The organism is Stenotrophomonas testudinis (assembly GCF_024499815.1).
GTDB lineage: Bacteria > Pseudomonadota > Gammaproteobacteria > Xanthomonadales > Xanthomonadaceae > Stenotrophomonas.
Genome location: NZ_JAMOKY010000010.1, coordinates 42,714 through 67,953 on the forward strand (window position 1 = coordinate 42,714; position 25,240 = coordinate 67,953).

A 25,240-nucleotide genomic window follows, 5' to 3' on the forward strand; every position below is an offset into this window, starting at 1 on the left:
ATCCGGCGGCGCAGACTGGAGCCCTTCCCCATGAGGACGCCACGATGAAGATCCTGCTTGTCGGTGCCAGCGGTACCCTTGGCCAGGCGGTCGCCCGCCACCTTGGCCAGCACCACGAGATTCTTGCCGCCGGCCGCCGCAGCGGCGCGCTGCGTGTGGACCTGGCCGACGATGCCAGCGTCTCGGCCCTGTTCGCGCAGGCCGGCCCGGTCGATGCAGTGATCTCCACCACCGGCAACGTGCATTTCGGCCCGCTGCAGACGATGACCGCCGCGCAGTTCAACAGCGGCCTGCAGGACAAGCTGCTTGGCCAGGTGCGGCTGGCGCTGGCGGCCCAGCATCATCTCAACCCGGGCGGCTCGATCACCCTCACCACCGGCATCATCAGCGCGCAGCCGATCCGCGACGGCGTCAACGCCACCGCGGTGAACCAGGCGCTGGAAGGCTTCGTGCGCGCCGCCGCGCTTGAACTGTTGCCGCGCGGCATGCGCATCAACGCCGTCAGCCCGAACGTGCTGGCCGAATCACTGGACTCTTACGGCCCTTACTTCCCTGGCTTTGAAGCCGTGCCCGCGCAGCGCGCGGCACTGGCCTTCCAGCGCGCCGTGGAAGGCATCCAGAGCGGCGAGACCCTCACCGTCTGGTAATTGCTGGAACCGCCGCCGGGCACGGCCCGGCGCTACCGGAGGCGGCTCAGCCCCAGCGCATGGGGCCGTCGCCGCGTTCTCCGAGCACGTCGTCGGGGTTGGCCAGGCGGCAACGCTTCAGCGACAGGCAGCCACAGCCGATGCAGCCGGTCAGTTCATCGCGCAGCAGCTGCAGCATGTGGATGCGCTCCTCCAGTTCCTGCTGCCAGCGCGCGGACAGCCGCGCCCAGTCGGCCTTGGTCGGCGCGCGGCCCTGCGGCAGGGTCTCGAACGCCCGGGCCACCGCTTCCAGTGGCATGCCCACGCGCTGTGCAACGCGGATCACCGCCAGGCGGCGCAGTACGTCGCGCGCATATCGCCGCTGGTTGCCCGCCGTGCGCAGGCTGCTGATCAGGCCCTTGCGCTCGTAGAAGTGCAGCGCCGATACCGCGACGCCGCTGCGGTGGGCCACGTCACCCACGCTCAGTTCCTGTTCCTGCATCGCTTGACCTCAACCATGGTTCAGGTGTCATGCTGCGTCCTTCGCCGCCGGATGACAAGCGCGGCCCCAGCATCCTCCCCCGCATGAACACCCCCACCGCAGCATCGGCGACGGCGACGTCCGCACCCGAGTCGATCCTTTCGCCCGCCCACCGCAGCACCACCATCGGCATGGTCGTGCTGGTCGCCCTGCTCGCTTTCGAAGCATTGGCCGTGGCCGCGGCGATGCCCACCGTGGCCGAGGCACTGGATGGCCTGCGCCTGTACGCGCTGGCCTTCGGCGGCACCCTGGCCACCAGCGTGGTCGGCATGACCGTGGCCGGGCGCTGGACCGACCGCAGCGGCCCGGCGCGACCGCTGTGGTGGGGCCTTGCGTGCTTCGTGCTGGGCCTGCTGCTGGCCGGCCTGGCCACGCGAATGGGCACGCTGGTGGCAGGGCGCCTGCTGCAGGGCCTGGGCAGCGGCGCGATCTCGGTGGCGCTGTACGTGATGGTCGGCCGCAACTATCCCGAGGCGCTGCGGCCGAAGGTCTTCGCTGCGTTTTCGGCCGGCTGGGTGGTGCCGTCGATGGTCGGCCCGGCGCTGAGCGGCCTGATCGTGCAGCACCTGGGCTGGCGCTGGGTGTTCCTGATCGTGCCACTGCTGGCGATTCCGGCGGCGTTGATGCTGCGCCCGGCACTGGCGCGGCAGGCGCCTATTGAAACCAGCGACGAGGACAACAGCGGCGATGCCGTGGGCTGGGCCATCGGTGCATCGCTGGCCGCGCTGCTGCTGTACTTCGGCGGCCAGCAGCAGGGCGTGCCGGCGCTGGCCTGCATGGGCGTGGCCGTGGCCGGCCTGCTGCTGTGCGGGCACCGCCTGCTGCCGCCGGGCACGCTACGCCTGCGCCGGGGCCTGCCCAGCGTGATTGCGTTGCGTGGTGTCGCCGCCGCGGCGTTCTTCGCCTGCGAGGCCTATCTGCCGCTGCTGCTGCAGCGTGAGCGCGGTCTGTCGCCGAGCTGGGCGGGCGCAGTGCTCAGCCTGGGTGCACTGGGCTGGTTCAGCGGCTCGTGGCTGCAGGGCCACCAGCAGCGTGGCTGGTCGCGGCAGCAGCTGCTGCGCGTGGGCACGGTGCTGATGACCATCGGCATCACTGCCACCCTGGCGGTGCTGTTCAATGCGGTGCCGCTGCCCGTCGCGCTGCTCGGCTGGACCGTCACCGGTTTCGGCATGGGCATGATCTACGCCAGCCTTTCGGTGCTGACGCTGTCGCTGTCCGCGCCGCAGGAACAGGGCCGCAACAGTTCGGCCCTGCAGTTGAGCGAGGCGCTGTGCGTGGCTACCGCGCTGGCGCTGTCTGGTGCGTTGTTCGCGCTGTTTGTCGAACAGGCACCGCACACCGGTTACGTTCTGTGCCTGGCGATCACGGTGGGCCTGGCGGTGCTGGGTGCGGTGGTGGCGCGGCGGGTTTGATGGTTGCCTGGGGTCTGCTCCGACCCCAGCGTGTCACGGCCGGATATCGGTCCCCACCTCGTCGATGTCACGGTGCAGGATGCGCCGCACTTCCAGCACCGCCTGCGGGCTTTCCTGCACGCTGTGCCCGGAGATGATCACCTTCTCCGACTGCGCGCCAGGCAGGTGCGCGCTCCAGTACGGCACCAGCCCATCGTCGGATTTCTCCGGCGGCAGTTCCGGTTTGCGCTGGGCGATGATCGAGTGGTACTTCAGCCCCGGCTCGATCGGCAGCTGCGCGGCGGCCTTCACGAACGGGTCGCTGGCTTTGAGGTTGTCGATGCTGTTGGGGATCTTCGGCTTGGCGGTGCCATCCACCTGCTGCTCGGCCTGGGCCAGCGCCAGGAACACATCCTCGAACTTGCCCAGGATGGTCAGCGGCAGGCGCACCAGCCGGCCGATCAGGCGGCCGACCTTGTTGCCGGCGATGTCGGTGCCCTGGTGCGGGGCCGCGATGAAGATCGCGCGCTCCACGTTCGGCTGCGCCTTGAAGTGCAGCAGCGGCCCCAGCTTTCCCTGCACGCGCTTCAGCCGCTCGCCCTTCAGATCGTAGTTGGCCAGCAGGTCGTTCCACAGCACATCACCGGAATCGCTGACCAGCAGCCGCGCCAGCACGCCACCCATGCTGTGGCCGATGTAGACCATGTCCTTCGATGCACGCGTGTTCCCGCTGGGGTCGAAGTGTTGCAACGTGTCGTTGAAGGCGTTGGCGATCTCGTAGCGGTTCAGCGCGATGGGCGCGTTGGTCGGGTAGTAGACCTGCCACACCTGGAACTGCCGGCGCAGCTCCGGGTCGCCCATGATCTCGTTGGCCAGGTTCACCCAGGCTTCCGGGCTGCTGGCCAGGCCGTGCAGCATGAAGATGATGCGGCGGTTCGGATCCCACGGCTGCATCAGGTAGATGTGCGGCTCGCCGATGCCCTCGCTCAGGCCAAACAGCGTGCGCAGCGACTGCGTGGCGAAGCCGCTCTGCGCCAACCACAGGCCGTAGGCCGCGGTGAAGTTGCCGGCCAGCGGCACCTGTTCGCCATGCAGGGTGATGCGCTCGGTCGCTTCCGGCGAATACGCATCCAGCTCGACCCGCCGCGTGCGCATCACATCGTCCAGGCTCTCGCCCTCGAAGCGCAGCAGCGCAGTCACGTTGACCGAGGACATCTCGCTGAACTCGGGCACGCTGTCGTCATGCCGATGGCGGCGACCGCGCGCGCCGTCATCTTCGTCCGGCGGGGTCTCGGCCTTGGGGCCGTCGGCAGCCACCACCGGCACCACCAGCTTCGGCGGGTCCATCACCATCACCAGCTCGGCACCGAAGCCATCGCGGCGGTAGATGCTGCGCAGGCCGACGAAGCTGACCGAACCGGCCGGCACCAGCTGGGAGGGAATGCTCTTCAGCGCCAACTGCTGGTAGTTGGCGGCAAGCGTCCAGCTGCCGGCGGACATCGGCCGGGTGTAATCCTCGCCGGCCAGCGCCGCCGCACGTGCACGCGCGAACAGCACCACGGCCGCCTTTTCCGCCGCGTAGTTGTAGTAATCGCGCACCTGCGTCTGCCGGTCCTCGAACGCACGGTCCGAGGGCGAGCGACCGCTGAAGAACAGGTAGGCATAGCCGTACCGCGCGGCCTCCAGCCACGCATCGAGTGCGGCATCGCTCATCGGCGGCTCGCCGGCGGCGTGCTTCTTCGGGGTCAGCGCCAGCGCGGCCTTCACCCACAGTTCGGACAGGGTCGACAGCCGCTGCTCGACATTCAGGTCATCGGTCATCAGCAGCGTGCTGCGGCAGACCAGGAAGTCCTTCTCGCACTGCGATTCGTCCAGGCCGGCGGCACTGAGTGTCTCGCGCGAGGCCGGGCTGAGCTTGCCGGTGTTGAGCACGTCGGCGCGCTTGTTCACCAGCGAATCGCTGGACGCCACCTGCTTGACGGTGACCATGGCGCAGCCGCTGCCCCCCAGCAGGACGAACGCAGCCAGCAGCGCCGGCAGCACGCGCTGCCAGCGGATCGGGAAATCGAGGATCATTGCTGCGGGTCCTGCTCGGTGCCGGGAATGCCGCGGCGGATCACGGTGGAATAATTTTCGCCCGCTGCCATGTGCAGCGCGCGCTGGGTGATGCGGCCCTTGACGTGCAGCTCGGCATACGGCACGCCGGGCACCAGCGCCCCAACCTCCTGTGCGTACTCGGCCAGGTAACCGGACAGCAGCAGGCGATAGTCCAGAGGCAGGCCAGGGGCGATATGCCGGGCCAGGTCGAAGACGATCGTAGTGCAGTTGCTGGTAGCCGTGTTGTAGAAGGCCGGTGCGGCATCCAGCTGCTTCGCCTCATCGAGATAGGCAGCGAACAGCGCCTTCAGCTGACCGCGATCCAGCCCATGCAGGCGGTACAGGTAGACGTCCTCGCCGCGCGCGTTGGTACGCGTGCGCAGGATATCGGTCTCTTCCGAGGCGACCAGGGTCATCTCGAAGCGACGGAAGAAACCACCCAGCGCCGAGAACGATTCGCCCTGCTCCTTGCGGATTTCCAGCGAGAACACCAGGTGGCGGCCATCGTCGAAACCGAACGAGACCAGGGTGTGGGCGATGGCCGGGCCCATCCAGTACGACAGCACCAGATCGGCCGAACGCAGCTGGTCCAGGTCGTATTCGCGGCGCACCCAGCGCGCGTCATGGTCGGTCTCCGTGCGCCAGGTGAAGTCACGCACGTTGTCCAGCACCACGTGGCGCCCATCGAAGGATTCAACGTGCAGGCGCTGGGCCACGTCGTCAGCCCAGTCGCGATCCTGGCGCGGGGTCAGCAGCAGCCACCACAGGCCCGCCAGCGCCACCGACGCCACGTAGAAGCCGGTCCAGCGCTTCGTGCGTTTCCCGCGCGCCACCGTCAACGCCGTCCACAGCGCGGCCAGCAGCCAGAGCACGGCCACGCCCGCCGACAGCCAGCCCGGCCCGGGCAGCTGGTAGGCGAACAAACCGGCCACCCACAGCGCCAGCAGCGCCATGGCACATCCTGTCATCCAACGTCCTGCGGCTCTCACGGGCATCCTGTCGCGTACGGGGGGCGGCATAGTTAGCCACAAGCCGGCTGACGCTGGCATCACCGACCCATTCAGCAATGGGCGCGGGCCGGCCTGTCAGCGCATACTGGCCGGGTCACCACAGCGGGGAACAACGATGGGAATCACCTCCGTAGCCGGCGTGGCCGTGCAGCCCCGGCACCGCGCCAGCTGCCATTGCGGCGCGGTCGAGCTGCTGCTGGACCTGCCCGACGGCATCGTCGACCCGCGCCGCTGCGACTGCTCGATGTGCCGGCGCCGCGGTGCCATCGCCGCCAGCGTCACCCGCGAAGGGCTGCAGGTGCTGCGCGGCCAAGACCAGCTGCGCCTGTACCAGTTCAACACCCATGTGGCGGAACACTACTTCTGCGGCGTCTGCGGCATCTACACCCATCACCGGCGCCGCTCCAACCCGGACCAGTACGGCTACAACGTCGCCTGCCTGGAAGGCATCGATCCCTTCGCGCTGGGCATCATCCCGGTCAATGACGGGGTCAACCACCCCGCCGACCGCATGGCCTAGTGGCGCGTGCGGCGCGTGGCCGGAGCAACCTTCTGCCACGGTGCCATGCCGCTGCGCCCGGCCCGTGCGGGGCGCTTCAGCCACGGCCTGCGCGGTGGCAACGGCGGTTCGAGGGCCATCGGCGGCGGCAACGGACGGCGGCTGGGCCAGAGATGATCAAGCAGCCACATGGCAGGTCTCCGTGGGGGACGGGGATGACCGACTCTAGGCGTGCGGCGGCATAGGCCGCGTGAGTCCTTGCCTACACGGCGATGACATTGCGCGCGGCTTACGCCGAATCGACCACGCCTTCATGCGACGTGGCGTTGCGCCCCAGCAGCAGCTGCTGCAGCAGCAGCGCGCAGGGCCCGGACAGCACGCATCTTGCGCGGCACTCCGGCCTGTACGCGGTCACCGATGTTTTCCGCATGACGCGCGACCTGCTGCCTTAGGCCAGCGCCAGCCGCCACACCCGCGATAAATGCACCGCCCGCCGCCACCCCCCAAGTTGAGGAGCGCCCTGCCTGCGCAGGGCTGCCGCACTCACACCCACACAATGGCGTGGATGGGCGGCGGGCGATGCGGGTTGGCGTACCGGCAACTCTGGAGCGGACCGGCGGATCGCGGTGATCCCCACGCATCACCCACCACGGACCAGCGGGCCGCGTCATCCGGGAAACGCCCTCTTGGACATCTTTCCGGACACGCGCCAGAGTTGTTTGTGGGACGCCAATCCCAGCCAGCCATGACAGCCGGCGAAGAGATGCTGACTGCCTGCACCGACGCTGGCTGTAGGGCTTACCCGCAGGCACCGATCAGAAATCTACGGATCGCCAACGTGGCGCCCTGAAACCCTTGCCCTGGGGTGCCCGCACGGCGGCGCAGCAGCGTGCTGCAGCCCGCGTATCAGGTGCTGCGTGGCCGGCGAACACACGCCAAGATGTCGATCACGACACATCCGGCTCGGCAGCCATCGCCAGAAAGTGCTGCAGCACCGGCCCCGCCACGCCTGGCCGCGTGCAGAACTGCAGTTCGAAACCGGCTTCGGTGCCATCGATCACGCGGTACACCACTTCCTGCGGACGGAAGCTGGCCATGCTGGCCGGCACGATCGCCACGCCGGCGTCCACCGCCACCAGCGACAGCACCGCGTGCATGCCCTGCGCTTCCTGCACCACGCGCGGGGTGAATCCGGCCGAGGTACACAGGCCCAGCACCTGCGCATGGAAGCCGATGCCCTCGCCTGCCGGCCAGGATATGAAGGGTTCGTCCACCAGCATCGCCACGCTGAGCGGCTCACATGCGGCCGAAGTGTGGCTGCGCGGCAACGCAATGGCCAGGCGATCGTGGTCGAATGCCTGCAACGCCAGCTCAGTCGATGGAATGGGCGGGATCAGCACGCCGAGGTCGATGCGCTCCTCGCGCAGCCATTGCTGCTGCTGGCGCGAGGTGGCCTCATGCAGGTGCAGCTGCACCTGCGGGAATGCCTGGCGGAACCTGCGGATCAGATCCGGCAGGCGACCGTACAGGGCGCTGCCCACATACCCCACGCGCAGGCTGCCGATCTGTCCGGCGGCCGCTTCGCGGGTTCGCTGCAGGGCGTGCCCGGCCTGCTGCAGCGTGGCACGCGCTTCCACCAGCAGGGTCTGCCCGGCGGCGGTCAGCCCCAGCGTGCGGTTGCCGCGCACGATCAGGCGGGTACCGACCTCATCTTCCAGCCGTCGCATCGCCGCCGTCAGCGGTGGCTGCGACATGTGCAGGCGCGCGGCGGCGCGATGGAAATGCAGTTCTTCGGCCACCGCCACGAACTGGCGGAGCAGGCGCAGATCGATCATGTCGGCACGGGCAGCGGGGGCTGCCTAGGGTACGCGCTCAGCCGCGTGCGTCGACACTGGGCCGGGCGATCACCGGCCACTGCAGGGCCACCGATTCGATGCTGTCCGCGACGACCGCACGCAGGTCGCGCGGGTAGCCCACGTGTTCGGCTTCCTGCAGGCGCAACGCGTGGAACTGCCCATTGCTCGCACGCAGCACCCAGCCGCCTTCGCGACAGCGCGTCGATGCGAGGAAGGCCACGCCGTTGGCCACCGCGTCCGGGTGCAGCTCGTCAGGCTCGCCTTCGATGCCCCACATGCGGGTCTTGGCCACCGGCGAAACCGCATTGACCACGATACCGTGCTCGGCGCCCTCCAGCGCCAGCACATTGGCCAGCCCCAACGCGGCCATCTTCGCCATCGCGTAACCGGCCAGGCCCTTCTGCGCGTACTGCGGATACAGCGCGCGGTCGGAGGTGGTCACCACGATGCGGCCACCACCGGCCTCGCGCATCGCCGGCCAGGCGGCCTGGGCCAGCCACAGCGGCGTCTTGGCTGCCACCCGCAGCATCTGCTCCAGCGCATCGTCATCCACCGCCTCGAGCAGTTCGTATGCCACCCAGCCGGCGTTGTGCACGATGAAATCGATGCGACCGTGCCGCTGCAGCACGTCGCGGACCAGTGCGTGGCAGCACGCACGCTCGTTGATCGCACCCGACGCCGCCTCTACCGACAGGCCCTGCGCCTGCAGTGCGGCCACCGCGTCGCCGATGCGGCGGGCGTCGCTGCCGCGACCGTCCAGGCCGGCACCCACGTCATGCATCACCACGTGCGCGCCGCGCTGGGCCATCAAGCGGCTGTAGGCCAGACCGAGACCGCCGGCCGCGCCGGTCACCAGGCCGACCTGGGCTGCAAAGGAAATGGGGGAAGGTTTCATCCGCCGCAGCATGGGCGATGCGCCCACGCTACGGCCAATACCGATTTCCCCCGCGCACGATATGCGCTGCGTATCGACCATGGACGCTGGCATCGCGGACGGCCAGGAGACATCTTTCGATCCAAGCACTGCTGGACCTGAAGCTGGCCACGCGTTCCGGCGGCGGCCAACTGGCCGCGCACCGGATGCATTGCGCGCTGACCGACGGGATCTCCCGCCGGCATACAGGCCATCCACCCGCGCTTGGCTGGTGCCCGAAGGCACGGTGGTGGCGAGGGGACTTTCATAGAGTCGAGCTTGCTCGACTGATGGCAGGAGCAGTCGAGCAAGCTCGACTCTACGGCGCAATCAAGTCACGGCACCACGGTGATGCCGATGCGCTGCATCAACAGCGCCGTCTGCTGCACGTCCAGGCGTGCACCACGCAGGTTGACCACACGCAGGTCCAGGTCGCCAAGCTCCGAACCGGTCAGGTCGCAGTCGGTGAAGTTGGCACTGCTCCAGTCGATGCCCTCGAACTGGCCGGCCGACAGATCCGAACCGGCGAAGCTGGCACCGCTGAGGTTGGCGCCGTCCCAGCGGTTCTCCCACAGCTCGCACTTTTCCAGCGTCACCCGCGAGAAGTTGGCGTAGCGCAGGTTCGATTTCTTGAAGAAGGCACTGCAGAACCAGGTGCGCGTGGTGATCTGGTTCATGAAGCTGGCGTTGCTGAAATCTGCGCCCTGCGCGCGACATTCGCTGATTTCCAGGCCCAGCGCCTTGATGAAGTTGAAATGGCACATGCTGATGTCGCAGCCACGGAAGCTGGCCTCCTTCAGCGTGGCGCCATTGAAGCGGCAGCCGGTGCGGCTTTCGGCATCGTAGAAGCTGCAGTTCACGAACTCGGTGGCGGTCAGGTCGGCACCTGAGAAGTCACATTCGTGGAACTGCTGGTCGACCACTTTCTGGCCGGCGTACTGGTCGCCGGTAATGCGCAGCGCGCGGTGGATGCTGGGGGACATCTGGATTTCCATGTCACGGTTGCCCGACATGATGCCGGGCAAACGTGGTCTACCGTAAGCGGGCGTGCCGCGGGGTTCACCGGCAGTCCAGCCGTGCTGTGCACAAAGCGCGGCCGACGTCAGTGCCGACGGCGCCGGAACTTCATCCGCAGGCGACGGTAGCCGATCACCGCACCGGTGGCGCACAGGCCCGCACCCACCACGCTCAACAGCAGCAGCACGCCCAGCCGCGTGTTCTCCTGCCGCAGCATGCCCGGCAGGTCCCAGCTGTGCAGGAAGTAGAACAGCCAGCGGCCGACCCGCTCGCGATGGCCCAGGGTCAGCAGCGGATCGCCGGTGGCCAGATCGAAGTAGACGCGCGTGGCGTGCGCATCGCCGAAATCGGCCACCGCCACCGGAAAGCGCCGCACGGCCGCACCGTTCATCGCCTCGGGGGCGCGAGGGTAGAAATACGCATCGGGCGTGCGCAGGATCGAGAACCCACGTAGTGATGCCGAACCCATCGCCTGCGCGTGCTGCTGCAGCCACGCGGTCGGCAGGGTCTGGGCGACCTGCAACTGCCCCTCTGACTGCGAAACGATGCGGGTACCGCCCTGCCCGTCCAGCAGCACCGCGAACAGTTCGCCACCGATGCGCCGCCACTGGATTTCCACCGGCGCGAAGCCTTCCCTCGACGCTGCCGCGAGCAAGGCCTGCGGCTGCGCGACGGCGGTATCCAGCGACACAGCCCCGCCGCGATAGCGCGCCGCATCCACTGCACCTGCCGTGGTGCTGAACACCTGCAGCGGGTTCATCGACATCAGTCCGCTGAAGATCCAGGTGAACACGAAGGCGCACGCCATCAGGCCGACCAGATGATGCCAGCGCATCCATGGCTCCACGTAGGGCGTCTTCGCACCCGAGCGGTAGCTGCCACGAAAACGCCAGCGCCACACGCCCACCACGATGCCACTGATGGCCGCCACTGTGCACAGCGCGGACAGCACGATCACCATCCACGTCCACACCGGGTCCACCGATTGCATGCGCAGGAAGTACAGCCAGTGCAGCCACGCACCGACGTAGTTCCAGCGCTGCTGGTGGTACGGCGCATCCAGAACCACTTCGCCGGTGCGCGAGGAAACGTACAGACTGCCTGGCTGGCGGCCGCCCACTTCCACCTTGTACAGCGGCCGTTGCGCGTCCAGCCCACGCGAATGCGTCCAGCGATCCTCGTCCACGCGCACCGCACCCGGGAACGCCTGTCCACCAGCAAACACCGCGGCCGACAGCTCGGCGCGCTGGGCAGACACCGGCAGCAGCGCGTGGCCCGTAGCTGCCGACCACGCGCCGACGTTGGCACCGCTGCGCACCACGTAGGCCGGTTCACCGCGCAGCGTGGTCATCGCCACGCTTTCCGGTTCGGCCTGCACGGCGTCGGGCAGCACCCGCAGACCCTGGAGCACGCGTGCAACATCAAGCACCGGCAACGCCGCCAGCCGTTCGCCCGGCGTCAACTTGGGGTAACCGATGAACAGCATCACCATGCCGCTGACGAACCACAGCAGCATCAGCAGGCAGCCACCGATGCCCAGCCATCGGTGCAGCAGGTAGGTCCAGCGCTTGGCAGTGGATCGCAGCGACATCAGCGACGCCCTCAGAAGCGATGGTCGAGGGTGAACTCGACGCGGCGGTCCGCGCCCAGCAGCCACTGCGTGCTGGTGTAGTACGCCGTCGCGTAATACGCCTTGTCGAACACGTTGAACAGTCGCGCGCTTACCCGCGTGCGCGGTGCCGCCTGCCAGGTCAGGGCCAGATCGGTGGTGCTGTAGCCCGGCAGTTCCAGGGTGTTGGCGTTGTCCGCGTAACGCTTGCCGACATAGCGCGCGCCACCGGCCACGGTCCAGTCCGGCAGGAACTGCCAGCTCAGCCACACGTTCGCCATCCGCTCGGCCACGTTCGGCGGCACGTTGCCATCGCGCGAGACCACCGCCGCCGCCGAGCCGGTGGTTTCCAGGAAGTCCTCGAATTTGGCCTTCAGCACCGTGGCATTCGCATCCAGCGACCAGTGCGGTGCGAACGCCCAGTTCAACGATGCCTCGATGCCACGCGAGGTCTGCGCGCCCGCCTGCACGCGGCGATCGGGCTGCAGCGGGTCACGGCTGAGCAGGCCGGTCTTGCGGATGCCGTACGCCGCCAGCGTCCACTCGCCGCCATCGAAGGCCTGCTTCAAGCCCACCTCGAACTGGCGGCCCTTGGCCAGGTCGAACGCACCGTTGGCCGGGCTGATCATCAGCAGGCCACTGACCGGGTCGGCTGCGTGCGAATACTGCGCGTACAGGCTCAAGGTCGGCCGCAGCGCGAACACCGTGCCCGTGCGCCAGCCGGTGCTGCTGTAGGTCTTCGAGAACGCTGCCGCGCCGCTGATGAGATCGGTGCGGTCGATGGTCGCGCGGTCATGACGCAGCCCGCCCAGCACCGACCAGCGCTCGCTCAGCGTCAGGTGGTCTTCGGCAAACAGCGCGTACTGCTCGGCACTGTTGCGGTAGCGCGGCAGGTTCGGTGCATCGCTGGCGAACTCGCCCGGTACCGGATGGAACGGATCGACCGGCCCGGAGCTGCCTGCGTAGGTGTTGTTGGTGTGCTTGAAGTGCGCGCGGTTGGCATCCAGGCCCACCGCGAAGCTGTTGGCCAGCCCGCCCACCTGCCCCTGCACGCGCAGCGTCGAGGTCAGCCCGGTCTGGTCCTGGTTGTGGGTGATCTGCGTGTTGTCCGAGCGATCAATCAGACCCGTGGCATCGTTGTAGACGTAGGCCTCGGCATTGCGCCAGTCGCGCTGGCTGTCGATCTGGTAGAGGCGCGTGCGCCATTCGACGTTCGCGGTCGGCGTCCACAGCGCATCCAGCTGGGTCCAGCGGTCGCGGAAGCGGATCTCGCTGTCGGCCACGTTGTAGTTGCGATGGCGCAGCGCATCCAGCTGACGGCCATCCACCAGCGGCGTGCCGAAGTAGCGCATCGGCTGCTGGTAGCCCTGCGCATGGGTCAGGGTCAGCTGCAGGTCCGTGCGCGGCTGCCACAGCAGTGCGCCGGAGAACGTCGCATCGTTGTTGCGGCCACGGTCGACCCAGCCACCGCTGTAATTGCCGCGCACATCAACCCGGTAGGCCAGCCCCGGCGTCAGTGCACCGCCGCTGCCGAAGCCCAGGCGCGCGGTGTCCTCGCTGCCCACGGTCACGCTGATCTCGTTCTCGATGGCACCGCGCGACGGCTTCTTCGGCACGATGTTGATGACACCGCCGATGGCACCGTCGCCATGGATGACCGAGGCCGGGCCGCGCAGCACTTCGATGCGCTCGATGGACCAGGTATCGAACGGGAAGGTGACGCCCACCCCGCCGTACTGGCGCAGGCCGTCGTACAGGCGCATCACCGACGCGCCATCGGTGAAGCCGCGGCTGGACAGCGCACTGAGGCCATTGCCGGGATGCGGCATCGCACTGATCGCACCCGCGCGGCTGATCGCATCGTTGAGGTTGCTGTCGCCGCGTTGTTCCAGCTGGTCGCGGTCGATGACGGTGAGCGCGGCCGGCGTCTGCAGCACGCTCAGGCCAACGGCCGAGCCCGCGCTGGGCACGGCAGACAGTGCGCCATGGCGGGTATCGACCACGCGCACGGTGTCCAGGGTGGTGGGGTCAGCGGCATCGGCGCGGGCCGGTGCGGTGTACAGGGCGCAGGCGCACAGCGCCGGCAGCGTCGCCCAGCGCAGGGCAACGACGTTCGGGTTCGTTTTCATGTTTCCACGGCATGCAATGCCGCCCCTTCAACGGGGGCAGCAGAAAGAAAGTCGCACGCGGATGCACCGGGCCATACCCGGCGGCTTCAATCAGCTCGACAACGCCGGGCGATGCCCAGCAGCTTCAAGAGAATCGGTAGCGCCGGGCCATGCCCGGCGGCTTTCGCGTGCGCGGCTCAGCCAGCGAACTCCTGCGGCGGGCCACGCGCGCCCAGGGTTCCGCGCAGCCGCGAGGGCAGCGCTCTGACAGATCCTGCCAACGCTCGACACACCGGCGCCAAAGGCACCAGCAGCAGGAACGCCGCCACCAGCAGGGTGATCAGGCGTGCCGCGATCAGGCAGTACTCGCAGTCCACGCCCATTTCATGCTCGGCGTGTGGATCGATCGCCGGTTTGGCGGTGGTCTCGTCGTGCGCCATCGCCATCGCCATCGCCATCGCGTGGTGGTCGTGGTGACCTTCCATCGCGTGCAGCGCGCGTTCGGCATGCGCGCTGTGGTCCATGGCGCCATGATCCACCGCACCATGATCCATGCCCGCCATCATCGGCACGGCAGCGTGCGCCGGCCCATGGGCCATCCAACGGCTTACCAGCGGGGCAAGCAGCACCAGCAGCATGGCAAGCCATGCCAGGGTCTGGAACCGGCGGTGGAATCGGGGGCGACGCACCCGCCCATTCTACGGCGCAGCGGCCAACCCTGGACCACGTTCAGGGTTTTGCCCCTGCGACACGGTGACGCAGGCCATCAACTCACGTACTGCGCCACACCATTCCCGAACGACCAATTCTCCGGCTTCACTTCCACCAGATTGATGAACACGTCCTCGCGGCGGATGCCCACCGCCTCATGCAGGCCATTGGCAATGCACAGGTAGAGCGTTTTCTTCTGCGCCTGCGTGCGCCCCTCGCTCAGGTGATCTGCACGCAGATGAAGTCATCGGTGCGGGCCACGCCGAGGTAGCCCGGGTCGAAGACGAGGGTATCCGCCTCGTGTTCCTGGAATACCTGGAAGCGATCGTTTTCCGGAACACCCACCCCGCGCAGGGCCTGATAGATGACCTCCCCCACGCGCTGCAGATAATCGGCGGATTTACCTTTGCGAAGATCGATACGGGCGAGCGTCATGGTGGGACTTCAGAGCCAGAGGGGACAACGTGGGCCGAGACTACGCCTGCCGGGGTCGGCGACACAGCGCATGGATGGAACGTCTGCTTTCATCCATGGCACGTTCGCCCGGGGCTGCGCCGGGTGACGTGATTGCCACCTGCCGGGGCGGTGTAACGGCACGCCTTGATTCAGGTAACTCGGCTGGCTACGCCATGGGTGCTGGTACACCGTGGCGGCTGGCGTTGTTGCAACTTTCCTCACTGACTTCCGTGTTTGTGCGAATCGATGATCGCCTCGCCGAGGCAGGTTGCCTTGGTCGGGATTGGCGTCTCGAATAAACGAATGAACTCCCAATCGCTACGGTTTACGCCGCAGCAGAGAGAATGCACCGATTGCCTTCAATGGCGGCCGGTGCGTGGGGATCGACAGATCCGCCAGGCCTTCTTCTCGTTGGGAGTTCGTTTGCCTAGGTACGCCAACCCGCACCGTCCGCCACCTTCATTACGGAAGGTGGCTCTACGCCAGTGAGGGTTTCGCCATGACCCATCGAACCGCATCCACCCACGCCTGCACGCACTCATCGGCGACCTCGCCAACGACGTGCCCGAAGACCTCGCGCGTGAGATCGAGTGCGCCTTGAAAGAACAGAATCTGCTCGTGCAGACACCTACGTTCTTCGCCTGTCTCGATGTCATCCGCCAAGGTGATGGTGCAGATGGTCAGCCATGTCACGCCCGCAGGCTCGGCGCCGGCAATCACGCATCACTCAGTCGCTCGTTGGCGGGGCTCACCGCGCTGCTGGATCTGCTGCAGGCCGCCGATCGCGCGCGTGTCGAAGGCGTGCCCGAAGGTCAGCTGGGCAGCTTCCACATCGATGGTTTGATCGTGGCCGCGCGACAACTGGTGCGTGAGGCAAACCGCTGTCTGGCGGGGCTCGCATGACGATGCGCCAACACGGCATCTGTACGGAATTGCGGGCAACAAAAAAGCCCCCATTGCTGGAGGCTTCTTTCGTTCTGCAACATGGTGGGCGGTACAGGGATCGAACCTGTGACCCTTGCCGTGTGAAGGCAATGCTCTACCGCTGAGCTAACCGCCCGGTGTGTTGCTGAGCCGCTCATTATAAGGGCTTTTCAGAGGCCGTCAACAGTTTTTCACATTTGTGTTCACGGGCCTTTTCGAGGCCTGCAGCCGAGCATGGCTCGACTCTACAGAACAGCGGTTCACGGGTGTCTCGAAGGCGCCGCCGGGCATGGCCCGGCGCTACCTCACATCGTGTGCGTCGGCTTGTCCGAGCTGGTCAGGCCGGCCAGCAGGGTCTCGATCTTGTGGCGCACGTTCTCGCCTTCCTGGCCGTCGGCCAGCTGCACGCCGATGCCGGCCACGCGGTTGCCCTGTGCGCCGGCGGGGGTCACCCAGATCACCTTGCCGGCCACCGGCAGGCGCTCGCTGGAATCGGGCAGGGTCAGCAGCAGGAACACTTCGTCGCCCAGAAAGTAGCGCTTGGGCGTGGGTACGAAGATGCCGCCATTCTTCACGAACGGCATGTACGCGCTGTACAGCGCGGCTTTATCCTTTACAGCCAGGGACAGGATGCCCTGGCGGGCGTTGCTGGCACTCATCGATTTCCCCTTGCGGCAGGCCGCTCGTTCACCTTGTTCCAGGCCAGCAGCAACTCGACCACCGCAAGGTCTGCGCGCACGGTGGTGCGCAGCAGGTCGCGGGTGCGGTTGGCCGCATCGAACCAGGCTGCAAGCTTGTGCAATCGCTCCGGCGTGGTCAAGGCATCAGTGCTGGCCTGGGCCAGCGCCAGGTCGGCGGCGAAGCGCAGGCGCAGCGCCGCGTTGTCATCGGCGCACCACTTCTGCGCCAGCTCCACTGCGCCGGTCTTGCCGGCGGCCAGCTGTTCCAGCTCGCGGCCGACCTCGCGACGCAGGCTCAGGCCATCTTCGCGCAGCCAGTTGTCGGCCTGCCCGGGATGGCCGCGTGCTGCATCCAGTGCCTCGCGCGCGGCCGCTTCGCTGTGGCCCTGCTGCTGCAGCCAGGCCAGCGCTTCCTCGCGCGGCGGCAGCTTGAATTCCAGGCGCTGGCAGCGGCTGCGCACGGTCTGCGGCAGGCGCGCCGGGTCGCTGCTGATCAACCACAGGTAACGCCCGGGTTGCGGTTCTTCCAGGGTCTTCAGCAGCGCATTGGCGGCCGAACGGTTGATGGCATCGGCCGGGTCGACGATCACCACCTGCGCCACGCCGTACTGCGGGGTCAGCGCCAGCTTGTTGCTGATCTCGCGCACCTGCTCGATCACGATCTCGGTGCGCAGCTTGTCGCCGCTCTTGTTGGGAATGAAGCTGATCAGCTGCAGGTCGGGATGCGTGCCGGCGGCAATCAGCTGCCGGGTGCGGGTGGCATGCGTGGCATCCCCGCGTGCCAGCACGTGGTCGGCCAGCGCCAGGGCCACCTCCCGCTTGCCCAGCCCGGCCGGGCCACAGATCAGCAGGCCATGGCCCAGCCGGTCGGCATCCAGTGCGGCGACGGTCTGGTCGAAGGCGCGCTGCTGCCAGGGCGAAAAGCTCATGCGCCCTCCCCGGCCTGCAGCCAGCGCTCGACGCTGGCCACCACATCGGCGGCCACGCGCTCCTGCACCTGGCCGGCATCGATCAGGGCAAAGCGCTGCGGATCCTGCCGGGTGCGGCTGCGGAAGACTTCGCGCACGCGCTGGAAGAAATCGTCCTGCTCGCTCTCAATACGGTCCGGCCACAGGTCACGGCCATTGGCGCGGGCGCGGCCCACGGCCACGTCCACATCCAGCAGCAGGGTCAGGCCCGGCAGCAGGCCGACCGCGCGGCGCTCCAGGTCGGCAATCCACTGCGGGTCGAGGCCACGGCCACCGCCCTGGTAGGCGTAGCTTGAATCGGTGAAGCGATCGCTCAGGACATAGGCGCCGCGCTGCAGTGCCGGCTGGATGACCTGGCGCACGTGCTGGGCGCGTGCGGCGAACACCAGCAGCAGCTCGGCTTCGGCGCTGAGCGGTTCGGCGGCGATCTCCGCGTCGGGCTTCAGCACCAGGCCGCGGATGCGCTCGGCCAGCGGCGTACCGCCCGGCTCGCGGGTCAGCACGACCTCGTGGCCGTGGCTGCGCAGGCAATCGCGGATGGCGTTGATGGCGGTGGTCTTGCCCGCGCCCTCGCCGCCTTCCAGGCTGACGAAACGCGGATGGCGAAGCAGCGCGGAACTCATTGCGCCGGGGTCTCCTTGGTACGTTGCTGGCGCAGCTGCTGCAGGTAGCGGGCTACGGCGGCGTTGTGCTGGTCCAGGCTGGGCGAGAACACGTGCGCGCCACTGCCATCGCCCACGGCGACGAAGTACAGCGCATCGCCGGCGGCCGGCTGTGCGGCGGCCATCAGCGCATCGCGGCTGGGCATGGCGATCGGGGTCGGGGTCAGGCCCGCACGGGTGTACGTGTTGTACGGCGTATCGGTGGTCAGGTCGCGGCGGCGGATGTTGCCGTCGTAGGCCGTGCCGATGCCGTAGATGACGGTGGGATCGGTCTGCAGGCGCATGCCGATCTTCAGGCGGCGCATGAACACCCCGGCAATCTGCGGGCGCTCGCTGGCCAGCGCGGTTTCCTTTTCGATGATCGAGGCGATGGTCAGCAGTTCATACGGGCTGTTGATCGGCAGATCGGCGGCGCGGCTTTCCCAGGCCTCGTCCAGCGCTTTTTCCATCGCGGCATGGGCGCGCTTGAGCACGTCCATGTCACTGTCGCCGCGCTGGTAGACGTAGGTCTCCGGCAGGAAGCGGCCTTCCGGATGCTGGCCGCCGAAGCCCAGGCGCTGCATCAGCGCGGCGTCGTCCAGGGTGTCGGTGGTGTGCAGCAGCGGCTCGGCGCGCTTCAGCGCGGCACGTACCTGGCGGATGTTCCAGCCTTCGACAATGGTGACGCGGTGCTGCAGCACCTTGCCGGCACGCATGCGCAGCAGCAGCTCGCGCGGGGTCAGGCTGTTGTCCAGCGCGTACTCGCCCACCTTCAGCTTGCCGGCGGCATCGAGCTGGCGGGCCAGCAGCTGCCACTGGGTGTCCTGGCCTTCGTCCACGCCGGCCTCGCGCAGCTTGCGCAGCACGCTGTTCATGCCATCGCCGCTGGCGATGACCACGCTCTCGGCGGACGGGGTGATGTGGCGGTCTGCGAACTGGCCCTGCTGGTAGAAGAACCACGCGCCCGCGCCGGCGAGGACGGCGCCCAGCACCACCACCAGCGTGACCACGAACAGACACCCGCGCTTGGCTCCCGCCATGGACTACCTCTGAATGCGATTCCGCCGTGCAGGATACCGTGCCGGGTGGTGCGGGGTCATGACCGGGGTGGCCCCCGACCCCGCTTCGCCCAACGGGGATCCGGTTACCCCTGCTGGCCCAGCGCCCGCAGCAGGCCGCGGGCCTTGGCGCGGGTCTCGTCCAGTTCCTTGTCCGGGTCCGAGTCGACCACGATGCCGGCGCCGGTACGGAAGCTGACTTCGTGCCCGTCCACCTCGGCGGTGCGGATGAGGATGTTCAGGTCCAGGTCGCCATCGCGGTTCAGCCAGCCGAAGGCACCGGTGTAGGCGCCGCGCGGCACCTGTTCCAGCTCGCTGATGATCTGCATGCAGCGCACCTTGGGGCAGCCGGTGATGGTGCCGCCGGGGAAGGTCGCGGCGATCACCTCGCCCGGGGTGACTTCGGGGCGCAGGTGGCCGCTGACATTGCTGACGATGTGGTGCACGTGGGCATAGCTTTCCACGGTCATCAGTTCATCGACGACCACGGTGCCGGGCAGGCAGATGCGGCCCAGGTCGTTGCGCTCCAGGTCGATCAGCATCACGTGCTCGGCGCGTTCCTTGGGGTGGCCGACCAGTTCCTGGATGCGCGCGGCATCGTCGTCGCCTTCAAAGCGCGGGCGGGTGCCGGCAATCGGCCGGGTCTGCGCGTGGCCGGCATGCACCGACACCAGCCGTTCCGGCGAGGAACTGACCACATGGCGGCCGTGCGCGCTGAACAGGCCGGCGAACGGTGCCGGATTGGCACGACGCAGCTGCGCATACAGCGCCTGCGGGCTGACCGGCGCGGCGAATTGCGCGCTCCAGCGCCGCGACAGGTTCACCTGGAACACGTCGCCGGCACGCAGGTACTCGATCACCCGGCGCACGCCGTCGGTGAAGCGCTGCGGTGCGTCCTCGCCCACCGACTGCGGCGGCTGCCAGCCCTGCCCTGCTTCGGGCAGCGCGGCCGAGGCCTGCGCCACCAGCGCGTCCAGCAGGGCCTGTTCGCCGGCTTCGGCGATGACGAAGCTGGCGTCGTTCTCATGGTCGTGCAGCAGCGCGGCCGGGCAGCGCAGGGCCAGCGCGGGCGGGCGGCCGTCATCGCGCGCACGCGCCGGCAGCACGGTTTCGATCTGGCTGGCCACTTCGTAGTCGAGCATCAGCGCCCAGCCGCCGCGGAACGGCAGGCTGTGGCTGCCGTCATGCGGCAGGCGCGCGGCCTGCCAGGCGCGGTCGAGCACCTGCAGAAAGCTGCCCGGCTGCACGGCATCGTGCTGGTCGCGCACCTGGCCGTCGGCGTCCAGCCGCAGGCAGTCGCCCTGCGCGGCCAGCAGCAGGCTCCAGCGGCCCTGGGCGGTGCCCGAGGCGGTGGATTCCATCAGCAGCGGGAAGCGCGCCGGGTCGTGCTGCTGCAGGGCCAGCAGGTCGATCGGGTGCGGCAGCGGGTGGATCAGCGGGGCGTGGGTCATGGCGGCCAGTTCGGGGGTTCAGATGCACGGAAGCCGCCTTGCGGCGGCTCCCTCGTGCGTGAGGCACGTTCAGTCGAGCATGGCTCGACTCTACAACCTCGGTCAGACGCGCTTGAAGATCAGCGTGCCGTTGGTGCCACCGAAGCCGAAGCCGTTGGACATCACCACGTCGACCTTGGCCTGGCGTGCTTCGTTGGGCACGTAATCCAGGTCGCAGCCTTCGCCCGGCTGTTCCAGGTTGATGGTCGGCGGAATGACGTTGTCCTGCAGCGCCATCACCGAGAAAATCGCTTCCACGCCGCCGGCGGCACCCAGCAGGTGGCCGGTCATCGACTTGGTGGAGCTGACCATCATCTTGTAGGCGTGGTCGCCGAAGGCGGCCTTCATCGCCATGGTTTCGCCCAGGTCGCCCAGCGGTGTGGAGGTGCCGTGTGCGTTGAGGTAACCGACCTGGTCCGGGCTCACGCCGGCATCGCGCATGGCCATGGCCATGCAGCGGGCAGCGCCTTCGCCGTTCTCGCTCGGCGCGGTCATGTGGTACGCGTCGGAGCTGGCGCCGAAGCCAGCCAGTTCGCAGTAGATCTTGGCGCCGCGTGCCTTGGCGTGCTCGTACTCTTCCAGCACCAGGATGCCGGCACCGTCACCCAGCACGAAGCCGTCGCGGTCCTTGTCCCACGGGCGCGAGGCCTGTTCCGGGGCATCGTTGCGGGTGCTCATGGCCTTCATCGCGCAGAAGCCTCCCAGGGCGGTCGGCGAGGAACCGCGCTCGGCGCCACCGGCCACCATCACGTCGGCATCGCCGTACTGGATCATGCGCATCGCGGTACCGATCGAATGGTTCGAGGTCGCGCACGCCGAGACCGCCGAGAACGACGGACCCTTCAGGCCGGTAATGATGCTCAGCTGGCCCGGCAGCATGTTGATGATGGTCTTGGGCACGTAGAAGGGCGAGATCTTCTTGCCCTCATGGAAATCGATGGTCTGCTCTTCGATACCCAGCAGGCCGCCGATGCCGGCGCCGACGATCGCGCCGATGCGCTCGGCATTGGCTTCGGTGATCTCCAGGCCCGCATCGTGCAGGGCCATGAAGGAGGCACCGAGGCCGTAATGGATGAACGGGTCCATCTTCTTGGCATCCTTGCCGCTGACCCGGTACTTGCCGAACAGTTCGTTGTCGGCGGTGATGTCAAAGCCTTTGACCTCACCTGCAATCTTGGTGGTGAACCGATCCAGGTAGGCATCAGAAACGTTGGTCAGCGGACCGATGCCCGAACGACCATGGGTGATGCCTTCCCAGCTGCTGGCCAGATCATTGCCCAACGGCGAGACGATACCCAGGCCGGTTACGACGACGCGACGCTTCATTGCTGATTCTCCTGACCCGATGATGTCAACGGGCAACTCGGTTTGCTTCGATGTGATGCCCAAACACACGGGGCCGCAACTGCGGCCCCATGGGGTGCGGTGCGCGGCGAGCGGAACCCGCGCGCGCACTGCCGTCTGACATCAGGCCTTGACGTGGGCCTTGATGTAGTCGATGGCGGCCTGCACGGTGCTGATCTTCTCGGCTTCTTCGTCCGGGATCTCGCACTCGAACTCTTCTTCCAGGGCCATCACCAGCTCAACGGTGTCCAGCGAGTCAGCGCCCAGGTCATCGACGAACGATGCGCTGTTGGTGACTTCTTCTTCCTTGACGCCAAGCTGTTCGACGACGATTTTCTTGACGCGTTCTTCGATGGTGCTCATGGGGTATCGCTCCAGATGGAGTAGTGGTTCAAAAGTGATCGCCATCGGATGGCGATGGCCGTGGGATAGTGTAGTGGAAACCGGCGGGGCCTTGCATGCATGCAAAAAACCCAGCAGATCAACCACTTGCGGCGCAATCCATGCGCCCCTTGCTTACGGCATGTACATGCCGCCGTTCACATGGAGGGTTTCGCCGGTGATGTAGCCGGCCGCCGGGCTGGCCAGGAAGGCCACCGCATGGGCGATGTCTTCCGGCGAACCGAGGCGTTCGAGGGCGATGTCGTTGATCAGGGCGGTGCGGGCTTCTTCCGGCAGCGCCTTGGTCATGTCGGTATCGATGAAGCCGGGGGCCACGACATTGACGGTGACGCCGCGCGAGCCGATTTCCTTGGCCAGCGACTTGCTGAAACCGATGATGCCGGCCTTGGCAGCGGCGTAGTTGGCCTGGCCGGCGTTGCCGGTCACGCCCACCACCGATGCGATGTTGATGATGCGGCCCTTGCGCGCCTTCATCATGCCGCGCATGACGGCCTTGCTGGTGCGGAACACGCTGGTCAGGTTGGTGTCGATGATCGACGCCCAATCGTCTTCCTTCATGCGCATCAGCAGGTTGTCGCGGGTGATGCCGGCGTTGTTGACCAGGATCGAGATCGCGCCGAATTCCTTGGCGATGCCGTCCAGCACGCTGTCCAGCGCGGCGGCGTCGGTGACGTTCAGCGCGCGGCCGTGGCCGCCGTGGGCCGCCAGGCGTTCGCCGATCGCGGCAGCGCCGGATTCGGTGGTGGCGGTGCCGATGACGGTGGCGCCCTGGGCGGCCAGCAGATCGGCGATGGCGGCACCAATGCCACGGCTGGCGCCAGTGACCAGTGCGATTTCACCCTGCAGGGGCTTGCTCATGATGTTGTCCTCAGACGTGGGCAGCGACCGCGCCCGTGCCGCTTGCAGCGGCCACCGGCACGGTCGGCAGGAACAGGGGGATCAGGCCGACCACGCCTCGCGGGCGCCTTCGAAGTCGCCCGGGGTCGCAAGGGAACGGCCGTCGATGGTCTTGTCGATGCGCTTGACCAGGCCGGTGAGCACCTTGCCCGGACCGCACTCGGCGATCTGGGTGATGCCACGGGCGGCCAGGGCCTGCACGCAACCGGTCCACTGCACCGGCTGGTACAGCTGCTGCACCAGGGCGGCACGGATGGCGTCGACACCGTCGTGCACCTTGGCATCGACGTTCTGCACCACCGGCAGCTGCGGCGCCTGCCAGGAAAGGCCGGCCATCACTTCAGCCAGGCGGTTGGCGGCTTCGCGCATCAGCGGGGTGTGCGAGGGCACGCTGACGGCCAGCTTCACGGCCTTGCGCACGCCCTTCTCGGCCAGCAGCGCCAGCGCGCGGTCGACCGCAGCGGCGTCGCCACCGATGACGATCTGGCCCGGCGAGTTGAAGTTGGCCGGCACCACGACCTGGCTGCCAGCGGCCTCGGCGCAGACGTCCAGCACCAGCTGGTCTTCAGCACCGAGCACGGCGGCCATGGCACCGACGCCGGCCGGCGCGGCGTCCTGCATCAGCTGGCCGCGCAGGCGCACCAGGTGCGCACCGTCATGCAGGCTCAGCGCGCCAGCAGCGACCAGGGCGGTGTATTCGCCCAGGCTGTGGCCGGCCAGCACCGACGGGCGCGGACCGCCGACGGCGTTCCAAGCGCGCCACGCGCCGATGCTCGCCGCGAGCAGGGCCGGCTGGGTGTATTCGGTACGGTTGAGCATTTCCTCCGGGCCACCCTGGGACAGCGCCCACAGGTCGACGCCGGCACCATCGGATGCTTCGGTGAAGGCTTCACGCACCTGCGGGTGCAGCTCGGCCAGCTCGGCCAGCATGCCCACGGACTGCGAGCCCTGACCGGGGAAGACAAATGCGAGGGTGGATACGGTCACGCGGTCATCCGCTTGTTGCAATCGAAGCGGGCCATGATAAGGGCGAATCCCTCGTGTCGTCTGTACGTGCGCGTATGCAGGGCGTATGGACCCACGAAGGGGTCGGATTCCTTTGCCCCCTGCCCGGCGAACGGGTCCGGTAGCGCCGGGCCATGCCCGGCGGACCGCGATCAGCAGAACAGCTGCAGGATGTCGAGCTCGCCATCGGCGAACCAGTCGACGCACAGCCCCACCACCATGATCAGGCCCAGCGTGGTGGCGCCATGGGTGATGAAGATCGATTGCGCCAGCGCGCGCGCCGAGCGGCCCAGCTTCATGCAGACGCGGGCCAGGCCCTGCAGCCGGCCGCTGACCGAATGCACGTGCGCGCGCACCGGCGCCTGCACGCCATCCATGGCCTCGGCCATCATCGCCTGCAGGTGCTGTGGGCGGTCGGCGTAGTACTTGGCCACGCCGTAACCGAACATCAGCCAGTCCCGCGCCTGCGCCTCGGCCAGGTTCATCACTTCCAGCGGGTCTTCCTCGAAATCGATGAAGCCCACGTTCTGGCCGTCCCAGGTGAGGTTGCGCGGCACCGGCTGGCCGAAATAGGCGCCACGGGCATGGGCTTCGGCAAGGGCCTTCATCGCGGCGGCCACCAGCCGGTCACGACCGGCGTCATCGGCTTCGCGCAGACAGGTATTGAAGGAACCGCCGTTGTCGCCGATCACCAGCGCGGCATGGCCGCTGCCGATCACTTCGGGCACGTTCACGCCCTGCGCATGCAGCTCGCCCAGGCGACGCGCTTCGGTCTCGCGCGCGGCATCGCCTCCGCGGTGCGGCGGCGGGCGCAGGGCATCGAGGTGGAAGCGGCGGGCGATGAAATTGAGCAGGCCCAGGGCGAATGCGCGGCCTCCCTTGCCGTACTGCTTCAGCCAGGCGCGCTGCCCTTCGATGACGATGGGCTCAACCATGACGGATCTCCTGGACGCGTTACGGCCCCAGAGGGGCCGTAACGACAGACTTCACGTTGTCG

27 protein-coding genes and 1 tRNA gene are annotated in these 25,240 nt (G+C 67.8%); 4 read left to right on the plus strand and 24 right to left on the minus strand.

The window, feature by feature from the left end; genetic code table 11:
• Positions 1 to 44: 44 nt before the first annotated feature.
• Positions 45 to 647: a short chain dehydrogenase gene (locus NQ204_RS08335; protein ID WP_116864775.1), complete on the plus strand. Its 603-nt coding sequence runs from the start codon at positions 45 to 47 to the stop codon at positions 645 to 647.
• 46 nt (positions 648 to 693) lie between these two features.
• On the opposite strand, the gene soxR is transcribed toward NQ204_RS08335, so the two are convergent.
• Complete coding sequence (gene soxR, locus NQ204_RS08340; protein WP_116864774.1) at positions 694 to 1,128, minus strand: redox-sensitive transcriptional activator SoxR; 435 nt, start codon at positions 1,126 to 1,128, stop codon at positions 694 to 696.
• 29 nt (positions 1,129 to 1,157) lie between these two features.
• Here soxR and NQ204_RS08345 point away from each other — a divergent pair, with 29 nt between their 5' ends.
• Positions 1,158 to 2,579, plus strand: a complete 1,422-nt coding sequence (locus tag NQ204_RS08345) for an MFS transporter (protein WP_116864773.1) — start codon at positions 1,158 to 1,160, stop codon at positions 2,577 to 2,579.
• 33 nt (positions 2,580 to 2,612) lie between these two features.
• Here NQ204_RS08345 and NQ204_RS08350 read toward each other — a convergent pair whose 3' ends face one another.
• Both NQ204_RS08350 and NQ204_RS08355 read right to left on the minus strand, forming a co-directional pair.
• Complete coding sequence (locus tag NQ204_RS08350) at positions 2,613 to 4,634, minus strand: esterase/lipase family protein (protein WP_256643558.1); 2,022 nt, start codon at positions 4,632 to 4,634, stop codon at positions 2,613 to 2,615.
• Positions 4,631 to 5,608 (minus strand): Lnb N-terminal periplasmic domain-containing protein, encoded by a 978-nt coding sequence (locus tag NQ204_RS08355; RefSeq protein ID WP_256643559.1) that lies wholly within the window; start codon positions 5,606 to 5,608, stop codon positions 4,631 to 4,633. Before NQ204_RS08355 ends, NQ204_RS08350 begins: the two co-directional genes overlap by 4 nt.
• Before the next feature lie 172 nt (positions 5,609 to 5,780).
• Between NQ204_RS08355 and NQ204_RS08360 the strand changes: the two genes are divergently transcribed.
• Complete coding sequence (locus tag NQ204_RS08360) at positions 5,781 to 6,185, plus strand: GFA family protein (RefSeq protein WP_116864770.1); 405 nt, start codon at positions 5,781 to 5,783, stop codon at positions 6,183 to 6,185.
• Here the strand turns inward: NQ204_RS08360 and NQ204_RS08365 are convergent.
• The 10 genes from NQ204_RS08365 to NQ204_RS08410 form a co-directional block, all read right to left on the minus strand.
• Positions 6,182 to 6,355, minus strand: coding sequence for a hypothetical protein (locus NQ204_RS08365; protein ID WP_164073627.1), 174 nt, complete (start codon positions 6,353 to 6,355; stop codon positions 6,182 to 6,184). The two genes, NQ204_RS08360 and NQ204_RS08365, sit on opposite strands and share 4 nt — an antisense overlap.
• Positions 6,356 to 6,453: 98 nt before the next feature.
• Positions 6,454 to 6,579 (minus strand): hypothetical protein, encoded by a 126-nt coding sequence (locus NQ204_RS08370; RefSeq protein ID WP_256643560.1) that lies wholly within the window; start codon positions 6,577 to 6,579, stop codon positions 6,454 to 6,456.
• A 532-nt stretch (positions 6,580 to 7,111) separates the two neighbouring features.
• Positions 7,112 to 7,999, minus strand: coding sequence for a LysR family transcriptional regulator (locus tag NQ204_RS08375; protein WP_116864769.1), 888 nt, complete (start codon positions 7,997 to 7,999; stop codon positions 7,112 to 7,114).
• Positions 8,000 to 8,036: 37 nt separating this feature from the next.
• Positions 8,037 to 8,915, minus strand: a complete 879-nt coding sequence (locus tag NQ204_RS08380) for an SDR family NAD(P)-dependent oxidoreductase (protein ID WP_116864768.1) — start codon at positions 8,913 to 8,915, stop codon at positions 8,037 to 8,039.
• Positions 8,916 to 9,268: 353 nt separating this feature from the next.
• Positions 9,269 to 9,916 (minus strand): SmQnr family pentapeptide repeat protein, encoded by a 648-nt coding sequence (gene smqnr / locus NQ204_RS08385; RefSeq protein WP_116864250.1) that lies wholly within the window; start codon positions 9,914 to 9,916, stop codon positions 9,269 to 9,271.
• A 119-nt stretch (positions 9,917 to 10,035) separates the two neighbouring features.
• Positions 10,036 to 11,541 carry a PepSY domain-containing protein gene (locus NQ204_RS08390; RefSeq protein WP_116864231.1) on the minus strand — a complete coding sequence of 502 codons (1,506 nt, stop codon included), beginning with the start codon at positions 11,539 to 11,541 and terminating at the stop codon, positions 10,036 to 10,038.
• 11 nt (positions 11,542 to 11,552) lie between these two features.
• Positions 11,553 to 13,688, minus strand: a complete 2,136-nt coding sequence (locus NQ204_RS08395) for a TonB-dependent receptor (protein WP_256643561.1) — start codon at positions 13,686 to 13,688, stop codon at positions 11,553 to 11,555.
• Positions 13,689 to 13,864: 176 nt separating this feature from the next.
• Positions 13,865 to 14,305: a DUF2946 family protein gene (locus NQ204_RS08400; protein ID WP_256643599.1), complete on the minus strand. Its 441-nt coding sequence runs from the start codon at positions 14,303 to 14,305 to the stop codon at positions 13,865 to 13,867.
• Positions 14,306 to 14,433: 128 nt separating this feature from the next.
• Positions 14,434 to 14,616, minus strand: coding sequence for a tautomerase family protein (locus NQ204_RS19625; protein ID WP_343238472.1), 183 nt, complete (start codon positions 14,614 to 14,616; stop codon positions 14,434 to 14,436).
• Positions 14,598 to 14,813: a tautomerase family protein gene (locus NQ204_RS08410; RefSeq protein ID WP_256643562.1), complete on the minus strand. Its 216-nt coding sequence runs from the start codon at positions 14,811 to 14,813 to the stop codon at positions 14,598 to 14,600. The genes NQ204_RS19625 and NQ204_RS08410 overlap by 19 nt, the downstream gene beginning before the upstream one ends.
• 618 nt (positions 14,814 to 15,431) lie before the next feature.
• On the opposite strand from NQ204_RS08410, the gene NQ204_RS08415 reads away from it, so the two are divergent.
• Positions 15,432 to 15,737 (plus strand): hypothetical protein, encoded by a 306-nt coding sequence (locus tag NQ204_RS08415; protein WP_256643563.1) that lies wholly within the window; start codon positions 15,432 to 15,434, stop codon positions 15,735 to 15,737.
• An 82-nt stretch (positions 15,738 to 15,819) separates the two neighbouring features.
• Here the strand turns inward: NQ204_RS08415 and NQ204_RS08420 are convergent.
• The 11 genes from NQ204_RS08420 to NQ204_RS08470 form a co-directional block, all read right to left on the minus strand.
• Positions 15,820 to 15,894, minus strand: a tRNA-Val gene (locus NQ204_RS08420).
• Between the two features lie 169 nt (positions 15,895 to 16,063).
• Positions 16,064 to 16,417 (minus strand): PilZ domain-containing protein, encoded by a 354-nt coding sequence (locus tag NQ204_RS08425; protein WP_079220849.1) that lies wholly within the window; start codon positions 16,415 to 16,417, stop codon positions 16,064 to 16,066.
• Positions 16,414 to 17,367 carry a DNA polymerase III subunit delta' gene (locus NQ204_RS08430; protein ID WP_256643564.1) on the minus strand — a complete coding sequence of 318 codons (954 nt, stop codon included), beginning with the start codon at positions 17,365 to 17,367 and terminating at the stop codon, positions 16,414 to 16,416. The genes NQ204_RS08425 and NQ204_RS08430 overlap by 4 nt, the downstream gene beginning before the upstream one ends.
• Positions 17,364 to 18,029: a dTMP kinase gene (tmk, locus tag NQ204_RS08435; RefSeq protein WP_116864242.1), complete on the minus strand. Its 666-nt coding sequence runs from the start codon at positions 18,027 to 18,029 to the stop codon at positions 17,364 to 17,366. Before tmk ends, NQ204_RS08430 begins: the two co-directional genes overlap by 4 nt.
• Positions 18,026 to 19,087, minus strand: coding sequence for an endolytic transglycosylase MltG (gene mltG, locus NQ204_RS08440; protein ID WP_256643565.1), 1,062 nt, complete (start codon positions 19,085 to 19,087; stop codon positions 18,026 to 18,028). Before mltG ends, tmk begins: the two co-directional genes overlap by 4 nt.
• A 104-nt stretch (positions 19,088 to 19,191) precedes the next feature.
• Positions 19,192 to 20,556, minus strand: coding sequence for an aminodeoxychorismate synthase component I (locus tag NQ204_RS08445; protein WP_256643566.1), 1,365 nt, complete (start codon positions 20,554 to 20,556; stop codon positions 19,192 to 19,194).
• A 102-nt stretch (positions 20,557 to 20,658) separates the two neighbouring features.
• The gene (fabF, locus tag NQ204_RS08450; protein ID WP_116864245.1) at positions 20,659 to 21,921 is read right to left on the minus strand and encodes a beta-ketoacyl-ACP synthase II; all 1,263 of its coding nucleotides are present in this window, start codon (positions 21,919 to 21,921) and stop codon (positions 20,659 to 20,661) included.
• 141 nt (positions 21,922 to 22,062) lie between these two features.
• The gene (acpP, locus tag NQ204_RS08455; RefSeq protein WP_005415509.1) at positions 22,063 to 22,302 is read right to left on the minus strand and encodes an acyl carrier protein; all 240 of its coding nucleotides are present in this window, start codon (positions 22,300 to 22,302) and stop codon (positions 22,063 to 22,065) included.
• Positions 22,303 to 22,455: 153 nt separating this feature from the next.
• Entirely contained in the window at positions 22,456 to 23,199 is a 744-nt protein-coding gene (gene fabG / locus NQ204_RS08460) for a 3-oxoacyl-ACP reductase FabG (RefSeq protein ID WP_079220844.1), read from the minus strand.
• A gap of 81 nt (positions 23,200 to 23,280) precedes the next feature.
• Positions 23,281 to 24,225: an ACP S-malonyltransferase gene (fabD, locus tag NQ204_RS08465; RefSeq protein ID WP_256643567.1), complete on the minus strand. Its 945-nt coding sequence runs from the start codon at positions 24,223 to 24,225 to the stop codon at positions 23,281 to 23,283.
• A 170-nt stretch (positions 24,226 to 24,395) separates the two neighbouring features.
• Positions 24,396 to 25,178 carry a BUD32 family EKC/KEOPS complex subunit gene (locus NQ204_RS08470; protein WP_256643568.1) on the minus strand — a complete coding sequence of 261 codons (783 nt, stop codon included), beginning with the start codon at positions 25,176 to 25,178 and terminating at the stop codon, positions 24,396 to 24,398.
• Between the last annotated feature and the right edge of the window lie 62 nt (positions 25,179 to 25,240).

Coding starts and splice junctions, on each gene's coding strand:
- NQ204_RS08335 (WP_116864775.1), top strand. CDS start 45: ATGAAGATCCTGCTTGTCGGTGCCAGCGGTACCCTTGGCCAGGCGGTC.
- soxR (WP_116864774.1), bottom strand. CDS start 1,128: ATGCAGGAACAGGAACTGAGCGTGGGTGACGTGGCCCACCGCAGCGGC.
- NQ204_RS08345 (WP_116864773.1), top strand. CDS start 1,158: ATGCTGCGTCCTTCGCCGCCGGATGACAAGCGCGGCCCCAGCATCCTC.
- NQ204_RS08350 (WP_256643558.1), bottom strand. CDS start 4,634: ATGATCCTCGATTTCCCGATCCGCTGGCAGCGCGTGCTGCCGGCGCTG.
- NQ204_RS08355 (WP_256643559.1), bottom strand. CDS start 5,608: ATGGCGCTGCTGGCGCTGTGGGTGGCCGGTTTGTTCGCCTACCAGCTG.
- NQ204_RS08360 (WP_116864770.1), top strand. CDS start 5,781: ATGGGAATCACCTCCGTAGCCGGCGTGGCCGTGCAGCCCCGGCACCGC.
- NQ204_RS08365 (WP_164073627.1), bottom strand. CDS start 6,355: ATGTGGCTGCTTGATCATCTCTGGCCCAGCCGCCGTCCGTTGCCGCCG.
- NQ204_RS08375 (WP_116864769.1), bottom strand. CDS start 7,999: ATGATCGATCTGCGCCTGCTCCGCCAGTTCGTGGCGGTGGCCGAAGAA.
- NQ204_RS08380 (WP_116864768.1), bottom strand. CDS start 8,915: ATGAAACCTTCCCCCATTTCCTTTGCAGCCCAGGTCGGCCTGGTGACC.
- smqnr (WP_116864250.1), bottom strand. CDS start 9,916: ATGTCCCCCAGCATCCACCGCGCGCTGCGCATTACCGGCGACCAGTAC.
- NQ204_RS08390 (WP_116864231.1), bottom strand. CDS start 11,541: ATGTCGCTGCGATCCACTGCCAAGCGCTGGACCTACCTGCTGCACCGA.
- NQ204_RS08395 (WP_256643561.1), bottom strand. CDS start 13,688: ATGAAAACGAACCCGAACGTCGTTGCCCTGCGCTGGGCGACGCTGCCG.
- NQ204_RS08400 (WP_256643599.1), bottom strand. CDS start 14,305: ATGCTGCTGGTGCTGCTTGCCCCGCTGGTAAGCCGTTGGATGGCCCAT.
- NQ204_RS08410 (WP_256643562.1), bottom strand. CDS start 14,813: ATGACGCTCGCCCGTATCGATCTTCGCAAAGGTAAATCCGCCGATTAT.
- NQ204_RS08425 (WP_079220849.1), bottom strand. CDS start 16,417: ATGAGTGCCAGCAACGCCCGCCAGGGCATCCTGTCCCTGGCTGTAAAG.
- NQ204_RS08430 (WP_256643564.1), bottom strand. CDS start 17,367: ATGAGCTTTTCGCCCTGGCAGCAGCGCGCCTTCGACCAGACCGTCGCC.
- tmk (WP_116864242.1), bottom strand. CDS start 18,029: ATGAGTTCCGCGCTGCTTCGCCATCCGCGTTTCGTCAGCCTGGAAGGC.
- mltG (WP_256643565.1), bottom strand. CDS start 19,087: ATGGCGGGAGCCAAGCGCGGGTGTCTGTTCGTGGTCACGCTGGTGGTG.
- NQ204_RS08445 (WP_256643566.1), bottom strand. CDS start 20,556: ATGACCCACGCCCCGCTGATCCACCCGCTGCCGCACCCGATCGACCTG.
- fabF (WP_116864245.1), bottom strand. CDS start 21,921: ATGAAGCGTCGCGTCGTCGTAACCGGCCTGGGTATCGTCTCGCCGTTG.
- acpP (WP_005415509.1), bottom strand. CDS start 22,302: ATGAGCACCATCGAAGAACGCGTCAAGAAAATCGTCGTCGAACAGCTT.
- fabG (WP_079220844.1), bottom strand. CDS start 23,199: ATGAGCAAGCCCCTGCAGGGTGAAATCGCACTGGTCACTGGCGCCAGC.
- NQ204_RS08470 (WP_256643568.1), bottom strand. CDS start 25,178: ATGGTTGAGCCCATCGTCATCGAAGGGCAGCGCGCCTGGCTGAAGCAG.